The sequence below is a fragment of the Enterobacter sp. BNK-18 genome, assembly GCF_047456135.1.
In the GTDB taxonomy this organism is placed as follows: domain Bacteria; phylum Pseudomonadota; class Gammaproteobacteria; order Enterobacterales; family Enterobacteriaceae; genus Enterobacter; species Enterobacter ludwigii.
In genome coordinates this window covers 216,684-230,246 of record NZ_CP179899.1, presented here as the reverse complement: position 1 = coordinate 230,246, position 13,563 = coordinate 216,684, and the positions used below count along the sequence as shown (strand labels likewise).

Sequence of the window (13,563 nt, the reverse complement as noted above, 5' to 3'; positions counted from 1 at the left end):
GATAAAAGAGAAGGCCGCATGTCCGTACAGAATATCGTCAATATTACTGAAGCAAACCTGCAACAGACCCTCGAACAGTCCATGACCAAACCGGTGCTGTTCTACTTCTGGTCTGAGCGTAGTCAACACTGTCTGCAGCTGACGCCGGTACTCGAAAGCCTTGCCGCGCAATACAATGGCCAGTTCATTCTCGCCAAACTGGATTGTGACGCAGAGCCTATGGTGGCGTCTCAGTTTGGCCTGCGCGCGATTCCTACCGTCTATCTGTTCCAGAATGGTCAACCTGTTGATGGCTTCCAGGGGCCACAGCCTGAAGAAGCGATCCGCGCCCTGCTGGATAAAGTCCTGCCACGCGAGGAAGAGCTGAAGGCGCAGGAAGCCATGGGACTGATGCAGGAAGGCAAATACGACGAAGCGCTGCCGCTGCTCAAAGAGGCGTGGCAGCTGTCGAAACAGGACAGCCAGATTGGCCTGCTCCTTGCGGAAACGCAGATTGCCCTGCACCGTTCCGACGATGCAGAAGCTGTGCTGAAGACCATTCCACTGCAGGATCAGGATACCCGTTATCAGGGTCTGGTCGCGCAGATTGATCTGCTGAAACAGGCGGCGGATACGCCGGAGATCCAGCAGCTTCAACAGCAGGTTGCCGATAACCCGACCGATGCCGCGCTGGCAAGCCAGCTGGCGCTGCAGCTGCATCAGGTGGGACGTAACGAAGAAGCGCTGGCACTGCTGTTCAGCCATCTGCAAAACGATCTGGGTGCCGCCGACGGTCAGGCGCGGAAAATGTTCCAGGAGATCCTGGCCGCGCTGGGCACCGGCGATGCGCTGGCGTCAACGTACCGCCGTCAGCTGTACGCCCTGCTCTACTGATGAACAGGCCCGGTGCCGCTAGCGCTCACCGGGCCTGCAAAAGAGGCGGTCACCCCGCCTTTTTCAACTGCGTCACCACCAGCTGATGGCGCGCGTTGTAGAACTTCCGATAGGTTAAATAGCAGGCAATGATGGTCGACAGGCTGGCCGTAGAGAGCAGCATAAAGGTCACCATGATCTGATATTTAATGGCTTTGACCGGATCGATACCGGCAAAAATCAGCCCCGACATCATTCCCGGCAGGCTAACCAGCCCAACCGTTTTTGCGGAATCCACCGTTGGGATCAGCGACGAGCGGATGCTGTCGCGGATCAGTACCGCCGAGGCCATTTTCGGTGTCGCCCCCAGACTTAATTTCTCCTGCAGCTTCTGTTGTTCACTGCTAAATCGCTGGCCGAGGTTGTTGTAACACAGTCCTACAGCCACCATAGCGTTCCCCGCAATCATCCCGGAAATAGGGATAACCTGCATCGGCGTAAACTCGATTGAGCCGGACACCACCAGCACCGCCAGCGTCAGCGCCGTCCCGGTTGTAATGGCGATAAACGATGAGACAAACGCCTTATCGATATACTTACTGCGTTTCTGCGCGTTCCACGCCGCGTTAAAGCAGATAAACAGCACCATCAGGAGCGTCAGCACCGCGTGGTTGACGTTAAAAATATACTTCAGCACATAGCCGACAATAATGAGCTGGATAACCGCGCGGCAGATACTCCAGACAATATCTTTCTCCAGGCCCAGCTTTTCCCGGTAGCTCACCACAATAGCGATCAGTACCAGCACCATCGAAAACGCCAGCGACGTATTCGTAATATTATGCTCACCCACGGTTTGCCTCCTGCATTTTCCCGCCCTGCGGCTCAAGCGTAATGACATCATCCGCATGGGTAATTTCGTTTGAATCGTGCGTAACCCACAGCACGGCAATATTCTGCTCGCTTGCGTAACGATGAATAATCTCGTTAACGTTGCGTTTGTTCACCTCATCCAGCGCGCTGGTGATCTCGTCCAGTAACAATATCTTCGGCAAAAACTGCAGATTGCGAATCAGCGAAACGCGCTGCTTTTCGCCGCCCGATAATTCATTGATGGATTTAGTCAGCGTCTCTTTCGACAGGCCAAAGCGGGCCAGATCGGTGATAAATTTTTCTGGCTCCGGCGTTTTATGACGGATTTGCCACGGAAAGACCAGGTTGTCATAAACCGTGTCCCCAAACAGCGAAGGGGTTTGCACGCAGTAAGAGACCTGCTGGCGATAGCTTTCTGGCGACAGCGTCGCGATATCCTGCCCTTCAAACAGAATAGCGCCCTCAGTGGGGCTGAGCAGTGAAGCGACAATCTTTAATAACGTGCTTTTACCACAGCCTGACGGCCCTGTTATCAGTTTGAACTCACCCGGGGAAAGACAAAAATCGACATGCTGAAGGATCGTGGTATTTGCCACACGAAAACCGACATCCCTGACCTGCAAGAGCGTATTTTTATTGTTCATCATGCATCCTGTAACCACCTTTATTGCAACCATGCGTAGAATAATCCTTTCACGAACGCAGCGCGAATAGGGTGTGTCGATGGCTGGAGTAAAGGTTTTACCGGTATTCGTCGCGCCCCCTTCTTTACAGGGGCGAATTTCAGCCCGATAGCCGATATACTGACTCATAACACACACGCAGTTCCCTTCGTCACAGCATGCAAAACAGGAGGTTTTTATGCTTATCGTTATACCTGTCCTTATTTTCGTTGCGCTGGTTATTGTCGGCGCTGGCGTCAAAATTGTCCCACAGGGGTATCAGTGGACCGTTGAACGCTTTGGCCGCTACACCAACACGCTCCAGCCGGGTTTAAGCCTGATTGTCCCTTTCATGGACAGGATTGGACGTAAAATCAATATGATGGAACAGGTGCTGGATATTCCTTCCCAGGAAGTGATCTCCAAGGATAACGCCAACGTCACCATTGATGCGGTCTGTTTTATTCAGGTTATTGATGCCCCAAAAGCGGCCTATGAAGTCAGCAATCTGGAGCTGGCTATCGTAAATCTGACGATGACCAACATTCGTACCGTGCTCGGTTCAATGGAGCTGGACGAGATGCTCTCTCAGCGCGACAGCATTAACACCCGCCTGCTGCACATTGTCGACGAGGCCACCAACCCGTGGGGGATCAAAGTTACCCGTATTGAGATCCGTGACGTGCGCCCGCCGGCAGAGCTGATCGCCTCCATGAACGCGCAGATGAAAGCGGAACGGACCAAACGCGCCTACATTCTGGAAGCTGAAGGGGTACGTCAGGCAGAGATCCTGAAAGCCGAAGGGGAAAAACAGTCGCAGATCCTGAAAGCGGAAGGTGAACGCCAGTCTGCCTTCTTACAGGCGGAAGCCCGTGAACGTTCTGCAGAAGCGGAAGCCCGCGCCACCCAGATGGTCTCTGAAGCAATTGCAGCAGGTGATATCCAGGCGGTGAACTACTTCGTTGCGCAAAAATACACTGACGCGCTGAAAGAGATTGGCTCCGCGAACAACAGCAAAGTGGTGATGATGCCGCTGGATGCCAGCAGCCTGATGGGTTCCATCGCCGGGATCACGGAACTTATCAAAGACAGCGGAAACGAGCGCAAAAAATGATTGAGCTCATCGTCGCACATCCTCATGCATTCTGGCTAAGCCTCGGTGGCTTATTGCTGGCCGCGGAGATGCTTGGCGGCAACGGTTACCTGCTCTGGAGCGGTGTTGCCGCTGTCATTACCGGGTTAGTGGTCTGGCTACTGCCCCTGGACTGGGCGTGGCAGGGGGCGTTATTTGCCATGCTGACGCTGTTGGCCGCCTGGCTGTGGTGGCGCTGGCTTAACCGCCAGGTGACAGAGCAGAAACCGCTCGACGCCCACCTCAATCAGCGCGGGCAGCAGATTGTCGGCAAACGTTTTACGCTCGACACGGCGCTGGTTAACGGGCGCGGACATATGCGCGTGGGCGACAGTTCATGGCCCGTGGTGGCCGACGATGACCTCAGCGCCGGCACGCAGGTTGAGGTCATTGCGGTGGAAGGGATAACCCTGCGGGTTAAAGCCTGTCAGGCATGAGCCTTACGATGACAGCAGCCGGACAGATTATCGATAATCGGGCAGTCGGCGCTGTCATCCCCCGGACAGGATTCCGCCAGCGCCAGAAGCTGCTGACGCATCGCCTGTAACTCGGTAATGTGGCGTTCAATCTCAGCCACTTTCTCCAGCGTTCGTTTTTTCACATCTGCGCTATGGCGCGCCGGATCGTTGAATAAGGTGACCAGCTCGCCGCACTCTTCAAGGTTAAATCCCACCTGCCGCGCCTGGCGCAGCAGCGTCAGTTCATCCAGATGCAGTTGCGTATAACTGCGGTAGCCATTTTCACTGCGCAGCGGCGGTGTCACCAGCCCCTTCTCTTCATAAAAACGGATCGCTTTGCTGGTCAATCCGGTTTTTTTCGCAACATCACTGATATTCACATTTCCCCCTTGACCTTCCCCTTGATGGAAGGTTTAACCTTCATAACAGTTAGCGAAAAGCGTTATGCCGGTCAACATCTGACCAGATCATTATACGGGAGTTTTGTTATGTCTCACACTATTGACCTGACACTGGACGGCCTCTCCTGCGGCCACTGTGTCAAACGCGTTAAAGAAAGTCTGGAACAGCGCCCTGATGTAGACAGCGCTGAAGTGACCCTTGATCACGCCGCCGTCACCGGTAGCGCCAGTGCGGATGCGCTGATTGATACGATCAAACAGGCTGGTTATGGGGCGGAGCTGAGCCACCCAAAGGCTAAACCGCTGGCAGAGTCATCATCCCCGTCGGAAGCACTGACAGCGGCCACTCCTGAGCTTCCGGTAGCTGATGATATTGATGACAGCCAACAGCTGCTGATCAACGGCATGAGCTGCGCCAGCTGCGTCTCCCGGGTACAAAATGCCTTGCAGGCTGTACCGGGTGTCGCGCAGGCACGGGTCAATCTTGCGGAGCGTACTGCGCTGGTGATGGGCAGTGCCTCCGCCGCAGATTTAGTGCAGGCCGTTGAAAAAGCGGGCTACGGCGCAGAGGCCATCGAAGATGACCTCAAACGTCGTGAACGCCAGCAGGAAACGGCCGTCGCCACCATGAAACGCTTCCGCTGGCAGGCCATCGTCGCGCTGCTGGTCGGGGTGCCGGTCATGGTGTGGGGTATGATCGGTGACAATATGATGGTCACCGACGATAACCGCACGCTGTGGCTGGTCATTGGGTTGATTACGCTTGCCGTGATGGTTTTCGCAGGCGGTCACTTCTACTCCAGCGCCTGGAAAAGCCTGAAAAATCGCACCGCGACGATGGACACCCTTGTCGCACTCGGCACGGGTGCGGCGTGGCTGTACTCCATGAGCGTCAACGTCTGGCCCCAGTGGTTCCCGATGGAAGCGCGTCATCTCTATTATGAAGCGAGCGCGATGATTATCGGCCTGATTAACCTCGGCCATATGCTTGAAGCGCGCGCCCGTCAGCGCTCCTCCAAAGCGCTGGAACGCCTGCTGGATTTAACCCCACCGACCGCGCGCGTCGTGACGGATTCAGGTGAAAAAAATGTCCCATTGGCTGAAGTTCAACCCGGCATGACGCTGCGCCTGACCACCGGCGACCGCGTTCCCGTCGACGGTGAAATCACTCAGGGCGAAGCCTGGTTTGACGAAGCGATGCTGACCGGCGAACCCGTCCCGCAACAGAAAGCCCAGGGCGATGCCATTCATGCCGGTACGGTGGTGCAGGACGGTAGCGTGCTTTTCACCGCCAGTGCGGTCGGCAGCCATACTACGCTGTCACGCATTATTCGTATGGTGCGTCAGGCACAGAGCAGTAAGCCGGAAATTGGTCAGCTGGCCGATAAAATCTCCGCCATTTTTGTGCCGGTCGTGGTCGGTATCGCGCTGCTGAGCGCGGCTATCTGGTATGTCTTCGGCCCGGCACCGCAAATTGTTTATACCCTGGTGATTGCCACGACGGTGCTGATCATTGCCTGTCCTTGCGCGCTCGGTCTTGCCACGCCAATGTCGATCATCTCAGGCGTAGGCCGTGCCGCTGAATTTGGTGTGCTGGTACGGGATGCCGATGCGTTGCAGCGGGCGAGCACGCTGGACACGCTGGTGTTTGATAAAACCGGCACGCTGACGGAAGGGAAACCGCAGGTAGTGGCCGTGATAACGGCAGGCATCACGCAGGATGACGCGCTGCGTCTCGCCGCGGCGCTTGAACAAGGCTCCAGCCACCCGCTGGCCCACGCCATTATTGAGAAAGCCGGGAATGCCAGCCTGCCGCAGGTGAGCAATTTCCGCACCCTGCGCGGTTTAGGCGTCACCGGTACCGCCGAAGGGCACACGCTGCTGCTGGGGAATCAGGCACTGCTGAAGGAGCATGGCGTTGAGACCTCAGCCCTGGAACAAGACCTGAAAGCTCAGGCCTCTCAGGGCGCAACCCCGGTTCTGCTTGCCGTTGATGGCAAGGCCGCGGCGCTGCTGGCAATTCGCGATCCGCTACGCCAGGACAGCGTGCAGGCGTTGCAACGCCTGCATCGCGCGGGCTATCGCCTGGTGATGTTGACCGGGGATAATCCTGTGACGGCGAACGCCATCGCCCGGGAAGCTGGGATTGACGAGGTCATTGCCGGGGTGTTACCTGACGGCAAAGCAGATGCCATCAAGACGCTGCAAAGCCAGGGTCGCCAGGTGGCGATGGTCGGTGACGGGATTAACGATGCGCCGGCGCTGGCACAGGCGGAAGTGGGTATTGCGATGGGGGGCGGTAGCGATGTCGCCATTGAGACGGCCGCCATCACCCTGATGCGTCACAGCCTGATGGGCGTTGCGGACGCGCTGGCGATTTCAAAAGCCACCTTGCGCAACATGAAGCAGAACCTGCTGGGTGCCTTTGTCTACAACTCGCTCGGTATCCCGATTGCTGCCGGTATTTTGTGGCCGCTGACCGGCACGCTGCTGAACCCGGTTGTCGCGGGTGCGGCGATGGCGCTCTCGTCCATTACCGTGGTGAGCAACGCAAACCGGTTGTTGCGGTTTAAACCGAAAGATTGAACCTTCTTCTCCTACGCGCTAGCATGAACCTTTCCGTTTATGGAGCGCGTATGAGTCTGTTTAATCGTATAAAAACATCGTTTCGCGCCCTCTTCCCCCGCCGTTATGCCTGGCCCGGCATGGATATCTCGCTTCCCGGCGGGCAGCACCTTCACCTGGTGGGCAGCATCCATATGGGCACGCAGGATATGTCCCCGCTGCCAGCCGGTCTGATGAAACTGCTGAAGAGCGCCGATGCGCTGGTCGTTGAAGCGGATATTTCGGGCCAGACGTCGCCGTTTGCCGGCCTCGAAAGCGATCTCCCCCTGGCTGAACGTCTGAACGACACGCAGTTCGCTGAACTGACGCGCGTAGCAGATGAGACGGGCGTGTCGCTCTCCATGCTGGACACACTGCCGCTGTGGCAAATCGCGATGGTCCTGCAGGCGACCCAGGCGCAGCGTCTGGGGCTACGCGGGGATTACGGTATTGATTACCAGCTGTTGAATGCCGCGAGAGCACGCCATTTGTCAGTCATTGAGCTCGAAGGCACGGACAGCCAGATAGCCCTGCTGCGCCAGCTTCCTGATGATGGGCTGATGCTGCTGGATGATACCCTGACCCACTGGCACACCAACGCGCGTCTGTTGCAAACGATGATCGGCTGGTGGCTGAATGCGCCGCCCACGGACGGTAAACTGGCGCTGCCGTCGACGTTCAGTGAATCGTTGTATGATGTGCTGATGAACGAGCGCAACAAAGCCTGGCAGCAGACGTTACATGCGTTGCCTGCTGGGCGTTACGTGGTCGCTGTCGGGGCGTTACATTTGTACGGAGAAGGGAATTTGCCGTCACTGCTGAAATAAAAAAATGGCCAATATTTCTATTGGCCCGTCAAAGAGGAATTTCATCGTTTTTATTATGCCGAAGGAGACCTTCGGTTGAGCCGATTGTCGCTCAAAGTGACCATCACTGCCAATACTATTGCGCAAGATGGTGCTATTTTTTAGACAAACGTCAGGCGTATGCTGTCAGCATGAATTGTCTGTCGTAAGAAGGATAGCTATGACTCCCGCCGTTAAATTACTCGAAAAAAACAACATTCCCTTTCGGATCCACACCTACGATCACGATCCCAGCGAAACGAATTTTGGTGATGAAGTGGTGCGCAAACTGGGGCTGAACGCCGATCGGGTTTATAAGACGCTGCTGGTGGCGGTGAACGGTGATATGAAACACCTCGCCGTCGCGGTAACGCCTGTTGCCGGGCAGCTGGATCTCAAGAAAGTGGCCAAAGCGCTGGGGGCAAAGAAGGTGGATATGGCCGATCCGATGGTTGCGCAACGCACTACCGGCTACCTTGTTGGCGGTATCAGCCCGCTCGGGCAGAAAAAACGCCTGCCGACGCTGATTGATGCCCCTTCGCAGACCTTCGACACTATTTATATTTCCGGCGGCAAACGCGGGCTGGATATTGAACTGTCCGCAGGCGATCTGGCGAAAATACTGGACGCGACATTTGCGGATATTGCGCGACGGGATTGAGGAATTGGCCCGGAGGCACTGTGCTTACCGGGCCGACGATTCTCATACAGGCCGGGTCAGGCGTAGCCGCCCCCCGGCACAAAACCGCACTACTGCCAGCTCACCTCGCCTTTCGGCTCGTAGGTATTCACGTCGATCGGTGAATTCTGCTCGATAAACTGCTTCAGCACTTCCGCATCGATAAACCCGGTATTCACATAGCCCGGTTTATTGTCGATATGCGGATAACCGTCACCACCGGTGGCGTTAAAGCTTAATGTTGCCATGCGGTAGGTTTTAGCAGGATCGACCGGCTCGCCTTTGATTTTGAGGTCGTTGAGCTTGCCGTCCTTCGCCACAAAGCTGACGTTGGCAAACTGCGGATAAGCGCCGGAATCCGGCTTCATCTGCGCCACGGCGGTGAGATAGTCAATCACCTCTTTACCGCTCATGTCGACATACACCACGATGTTACCGAACGGCTGAACCTTCAGCACATCTTTATAGGTGATGTTTCCGCCTTCGATGGAGTCACGGATGCCGCCGCCGCTCATCACGCCAAAATCGGCATTTGTGCGCGCCATTTGTGCCGCCAGCACCAGATGCCCCATATTGGTCTGCACAAAGCGAACTTTGCTGCGGTCCCCTTCCAGACGACCATTCAGCGTACCAATCTTCACGTCCAGCTGCGCCTTGCCTTTATTCTGGAAGGGCGTCAGCAGGGAGAGCATCTGTGCGTTCTCGGCAATTTCCGGGGTGTAGAGTACGCGCTCACTTTTCCCGTCAGGGTAAGTCACTTTCTTCTTCAGGTTGACCGGAATGAGCTGATAGTGCACCAGCTTCATCTCGCCGTTACGGAACTCAAAGTCCGCACGCCCCACGTATTTACCCCATTCATGCGCCTGCACAATCCAGATACCGTTCTGACGGTCCGGAGCACACGGCGTGCCTGGCACGTAGTCGACCTGCTTTTTATTCTCTGACGCCATGCAGACCGGGTCTTGTGAATGACCGCCCACAATCATCGCCAGCGAGCCTGCAGGCAGGCTGCGAGCCATCTCCACGTCACCCGGCGCATTCGAGCCGTGCTCACCGTTGTCGTAGTGGCCCATATGGGTGGTGGCAATAATGACATCCGGCTTTTCGTTCTGCTGCAATTCCTGAATGACCAGCTTCGCTTCGTCTGCCGGTTTACGGAATTCGATATCGGTAAAGAACTCAGGGTTGCCGATTTTCGCCGTATCGTCAGTGGTTAACCCGATGACCGCAATTTTCAGATCCTGACGCTTAAACAGCGCCCAGGGTTTGAACAGTCGCTCGCCGGTGCTTTTCTGGTAGATGTTGGCAGAGAGGAACGGAAATTTGGCCCATTTTTCCTGCTGACGCAGCACCGTCAGCGGGTTATCGAATTCATGGTTACCGACGGCCATCGCATCGTAGCCAATAAGATTCATGCCGCGGAAATCAGGCTCCGCATCCTGTAAATCAGATTCCGGCACACCGGTATTGATATCGCCCCCCGACAGCAGCAGTACGCTGCCTCCCTGGGCTGCCACCTCTTTACGAATGCCATCCACCAGCGTTTTTTGTGCCGACAGACCGTATTCGCCGTATTCACTGCGCCAGAAATGGCCGTGGTGATCGTTGGTATGCAGAATGGTGATTTTATAGGTTTTATCTTTTTCATAGGCCTGCACGGGCAGGCTAACCAGACCCCAGGCGGCGATCAGCGCCAGCGCGACGCTCCGCTTCATTAACTTCATCTTCTCTCTCCCTGACCAATAGACAAAGGCAAAAATTACAGTGACTAATAAGAATAGACAAATAAGTTTTCAGAATTGCGACTTTATTCAAATGTCACTGCCGGGTATGTTAGTTGGATAATAATTACACCCTGCATTTCTAATAACAAAAGACGTGGTATTCATCTCTATGGCAATCAGTGAATCAACCCAGCCCGTGTCTGGCGCTCCGGCGTCGCGCACCTCGTTTAAAGTGTTAGGCGCAATCAGTCTTTCACATCTGCTCAACGACATGATCCAGTCGTTGATTCTCGCGATCTACCCGCTGCTGCAGTCCGAGTTTTCGTTAACGTTCGTGCAGATCGGGATGATCACCCTGACCTTCCAGCTGGCCTCCTCACTTCTGCAACCGGTCGTGGGCTACTGGACGGATAAATATCCCATGCCGTGGTCGCTACCGATTGGCATGTGTTTTACCTTGAGCGGGCTGGTGCTGCTGGCAATGGCAGGCAGCTTTGAAGCAGTGCTGATTGCCGCCGCGCTGGTGGGCACGGGGTCGTCGGTCTTTCACCCGGAGTCCTCACGCGTGGCGCGCATGGCCTCCGGGGGCCGTCACGGGCTGGCGCAATCGCTGTTTCAGGTGGGCGGTAACTTTGGCAGCTCCCTCGGCCCACTGCTGGCAGCGGTGATCATCGCTCCGTACGGCAAGGGTAACGTGGCGTGGTTTGTGCTGGCAGCCTTGCTGGCGATTATTGTGCTGATTCAGATCAGCCGCTGGTATGCCGCGCAGCATCGCGTGAACAAAGGTAAACCTAAAGCGAAGGTTATCAATCCCCTTCCTCGCGATAAGGTCATTCTGGCCGTCTCCGTGCTTCTGGTGCTGATTTTCTCGAAATACTTCTATATGGCGAGCATCAGCAGCTATTACACCTTTTACCTGATGCAAAAATTCGGATTATCGGTCCAAAACGCCCAGCTTCACCTGTTTGCCTTCCTGTTTGCGGTGGCTGCAGGGACGGTTATCGGCGGGCCTGTGGGCGATAAAATCGGGCGCAAATACGTCATTTGGGGCTCTATCCTCGGCGTGGCCCCGTTTACCCTTATTTTGCCGTATGCAAGCCTGGAGTGGACGGGGATTTTGACCGTGATTATTGGGTTTATCCTCGCCTCGGCGTTTTCCGCCATCCTTGTTTACGCGCAGGAGCTGCTGCCAGGCCGTATCGGTATGGTTTCCGGGCTCTTTTTCGGTTTTGCTTTCGGCATGGGCGGCCTTGGTGCAGCAGTGCTGGGCATGATTGCCGACCACACCAGCATCTTCCTGGTCTATAAAATCTGTGCTTTCCTGCCGCTTCTGGGGATGTTGACCATATTCCTGCCTGATAACCGCCATAAAGCGTAATATAACGGTCGCTAAAGTTTTACTTTGGCGACCTGACCCCCTGATGCCATAAGGGTTTCTTCTGCATCCCCCCGCCTAATTTATCAAAATGCGCTTTTTTACACGCATATTGCTGTTTTATTCAAACTTCAACAATTATTCATAAACATAACGGCAAAAATTGTCATAAACTATTACTCGGTTTTTGGTTTTTTAACCAAATGGAACACCCACAACGAAAGGAGACGGAATGCATCACGCCACACCGCTTATCACCACCATTGTTGGTGGACTTGTGCTCGCTTTTATCCTCGGCATGATTGCCAATAAACTGCGTATTTCGCCTCTGGTGGGCTATTTGTTAGCGGGTGTGCTGGCGGGTCCTTTTACGCCAGGTTTCGTGGCGGATACCAAACTGGCGCCTGAACTGGCGGAATTAGGCGTGATTCTGCTGATGTTTGGCGTGGGTCTGCATTTCTCACTCAAGGATCTGATGGCGGTAAAGTCGATCGCCATACCGGGAGCGATCGCACAGATAGCCGTAGCGACGCTGCTGGGAATGGCGCTTTCGACAGTGCTTGGCTGGTCGCTGATGACCGGTATCGTCTTTGGGCTGTGTCTTTCAACCGCCAGTACTGTCGTACTGCTGCGCGCGCTTGAGGAGAGGCAGCTTATCGACAGCCAGCGCGGACAAATCGCGATAGGCTGGCTGATTGTGGAAGACCTGGTGATGGTGCTGACGCTGGTGTTGCTGCCTGCCGTCGCCGGTATGATGGAAAAAGAGAGCGTCGGCTTTGCGACGCTGGCGCTGGACATGAGCATCACCATCGGGAAAGTGGTGGCGTTTATCACCATTATGATGCTGGTGGGCCGCCGTCTGGTGCCGTGGATCCTGTCCCGCAGCGCGGCCACCGGCTCCCGTGAGTTGTTTACCCTGTCTGTCCTTGCCCTGGCGCTGGGGATTGCCTTTGGGGCCGTAGAACTGTTCGACGTCTCCTTTGCACTGGGCGCGTTCTTCGCCGGGATGGTGCTGAACGAATCCGAGCTGAGCCACCGTGCGGCGCACGATACGCTGCCGCTGCGCGACGCCTTCGCCGTCCTGTTCTTTGTCTCCGTCGGGATGCTGTTTGATCCGATGGTTCTGGTTCAGCAGCCGCTGGCCGTGATGGGCACCCTGGCGATTATTATCTTTGGTAAGTCGGTTGCCGCCTTCTTCCTGGTACGGATGTTTGGCCACTCGCCGCGTACCGCTCTGACCATCGCCGCCAGCCTGGCGCAGATTGGTGAGTTCGCCTTTATTCTGGCGGGCCTGGGTATGGCGCTGAATCTGCTGCCGCAGGCCGGGCAAAACCTGGTCCTCGCCGGAGCGATCCTCTCCATCATGCTGAACCCGGTCCTGTTTGCATTGCTGGAAAAATACCTCGATAAAACCGAAACGCTGGAAGAGCAGACGCTGGAAGAAGCTATCGAAGAAGAGAAGCAGATCCCGGTGGATATTTGCAATCATGCCCTGCTGGTCGGCTTTGGCCGCGTAGGAAGCCTGCTCGGTGAGAAGCTGATGGCGCAGGGGATCCCGCTGGTGGTGATTGAAACATCACGTACCCGCGTCGACGAGCTGCGCGAGCGCGGCGTTCGTGCGGTGTTGGGCAATGCGGCAAACGAAGAGATCATGAATCTCGCGCATCTGGACTGCGCGCGCTGGCTGCTGCTGACCATTCCAAACGGCTATGAAGCGGGTGAAATTGTGGCGTCCGCACGTGAAAAATGCCCGAATATTGAGATCATTGCCCGTGCCCATTATGACGATGAAGTGGAGTACATTACCGAACGGGGTGCGGATCAGGTGGTGATGGGTGAACGCGAAATTGCAAAAGCGATGCTGACGCTGTTAACGAAACCGCCGGTTGACGAGGTGGTGACAGGGTAAGTGTGCCTCCTGCAGCCCCTGACTGACCCTCTCCCACGGGGAGAGGGTA

General features: G+C 55.8%; 12 protein-coding genes. 8 read left to right on the top strand and 4 right to left on the bottom strand.

Annotated elements, in window-relative coordinates; translation table 11 throughout:
• The first annotated feature begins 18 nt into the window (after positions 1-18).
• Entirely contained in the window at positions 19-873 is an 855-nt protein-coding gene (locus ACMGG3_RS01095) for a co-chaperone YbbN (RefSeq protein ID WP_025204830.1), read from the top strand.
• 49 nt (positions 874-922) lie between these two features.
• On the opposite strand, the gene fetB is transcribed toward ACMGG3_RS01095, so the two are convergent.
• Together fetB and fetA are read right to left on the bottom strand one after the other, a co-directional pair.
• A complete protein-coding gene (fetB, locus tag ACMGG3_RS01090; protein WP_025204831.1) occupies positions 923-1,705 on the bottom strand; it encodes an iron efflux ABC transporter permease subunit FetB in 783 nt (260 codons plus the stop codon).
• Positions 1,698-2,369 carry an iron efflux ABC transporter ATP-binding subunit FetA gene (gene fetA / locus ACMGG3_RS01085; protein WP_041162451.1) on the bottom strand — a complete coding sequence of 224 codons (672 nt, stop codon included), beginning with the start codon at positions 2,367-2,369 and terminating at the stop codon, positions 1,698-1,700. Before fetA ends, fetB begins: the two co-directional genes overlap by 8 nt.
• A 217-nt stretch (positions 2,370-2,586) precedes the next feature.
• On the opposite strand from fetA, the gene ACMGG3_RS01080 reads away from it, so the two are divergent.
• The gene (locus ACMGG3_RS01080) at positions 2,587-3,501 is read left to right on the top strand and encodes an SPFH domain-containing protein (protein WP_014168925.1); all 915 of its coding nucleotides are present in this window, start codon (positions 2,587-2,589) and stop codon (positions 3,499-3,501) included.
• On the top strand, positions 3,498-3,956 hold the full coding sequence (locus tag ACMGG3_RS01075) for an NfeD family protein (protein WP_414149505.1): 459 nt from the start codon (positions 3,498-3,500) through the stop codon (positions 3,954-3,956). Before ACMGG3_RS01080 ends, ACMGG3_RS01075 begins: the two co-directional genes overlap by 4 nt.
• On the opposite strand, the gene cueR is transcribed toward ACMGG3_RS01075, so the two are convergent.
• On the bottom strand, positions 3,947-4,357 hold the full coding sequence (gene cueR, locus ACMGG3_RS01070; RefSeq protein WP_014168923.1) for a Cu(I)-responsive transcriptional regulator: 411 nt from the start codon (positions 4,355-4,357) through the stop codon (positions 3,947-3,949). The two genes, ACMGG3_RS01075 and cueR, sit on opposite strands and share 10 nt — an antisense overlap.
• A gap of 108 nt (positions 4,358-4,465) precedes the next feature.
• Here cueR and copA point away from each other — a divergent pair, with 108 nt between their 5' ends.
• From copA to ybaK, 3 genes are all read left to right on the top strand, one after another.
• Positions 4,466-6,964: a copper-exporting P-type ATPase CopA gene (copA, locus tag ACMGG3_RS01065; RefSeq protein WP_185791467.1), complete on the top strand. Its 2,499-nt coding sequence runs from the start codon at positions 4,466-4,468 to the stop codon at positions 6,962-6,964.
• Positions 6,965-7,014: 50 nt separating this feature from the next.
• The gene (locus tag ACMGG3_RS01060) at positions 7,015-7,809 is read left to right on the top strand and encodes a TraB/GumN family protein (RefSeq protein ID WP_025204835.1); all 795 of its coding nucleotides are present in this window, start codon (positions 7,015-7,017) and stop codon (positions 7,807-7,809) included.
• 199 nt (positions 7,810-8,008) lie between these two features.
• A complete protein-coding gene (gene ybaK, locus ACMGG3_RS01055; protein ID WP_020885175.1) occupies positions 8,009-8,488 on the top strand; it encodes a Cys-tRNA(Pro)/Cys-tRNA(Cys) deacylase YbaK in 480 nt (159 codons plus the stop codon).
• An 89-nt stretch (positions 8,489-8,577) separates the two neighbouring features.
• Here the strand turns inward: ybaK and ushA are convergent, their stop codons facing one another.
• Positions 8,578-10,230 carry a bifunctional UDP-sugar hydrolase/5'-nucleotidase UshA gene (ushA, locus tag ACMGG3_RS01050; RefSeq protein ID WP_014168919.1) on the bottom strand — a complete coding sequence of 551 codons (1,653 nt, stop codon included), beginning with the start codon at positions 10,228-10,230 and terminating at the stop codon, positions 8,578-8,580.
• A 169-nt stretch (positions 10,231-10,399) separates the two neighbouring features.
• Between ushA and ACMGG3_RS01045 the strand changes: the two genes are divergently transcribed.
• Complete coding sequence (locus ACMGG3_RS01045; RefSeq protein WP_032677549.1) at positions 10,400-11,608, top strand: MFS transporter; 1,209 nt, start codon at positions 10,400-10,402, stop codon at positions 11,606-11,608.
• 229 nt (positions 11,609-11,837) lie between these two features.
• On the top strand, positions 11,838-13,514 hold the full coding sequence (gene ybaL, locus ACMGG3_RS01040) for a YbaL family putative K(+) efflux transporter (protein ID WP_014168917.1): 1,677 nt from the start codon (positions 11,838-11,840) through the stop codon (positions 13,512-13,514).
• Positions 13,515-13,563: the final 49 nt, after the last annotated feature.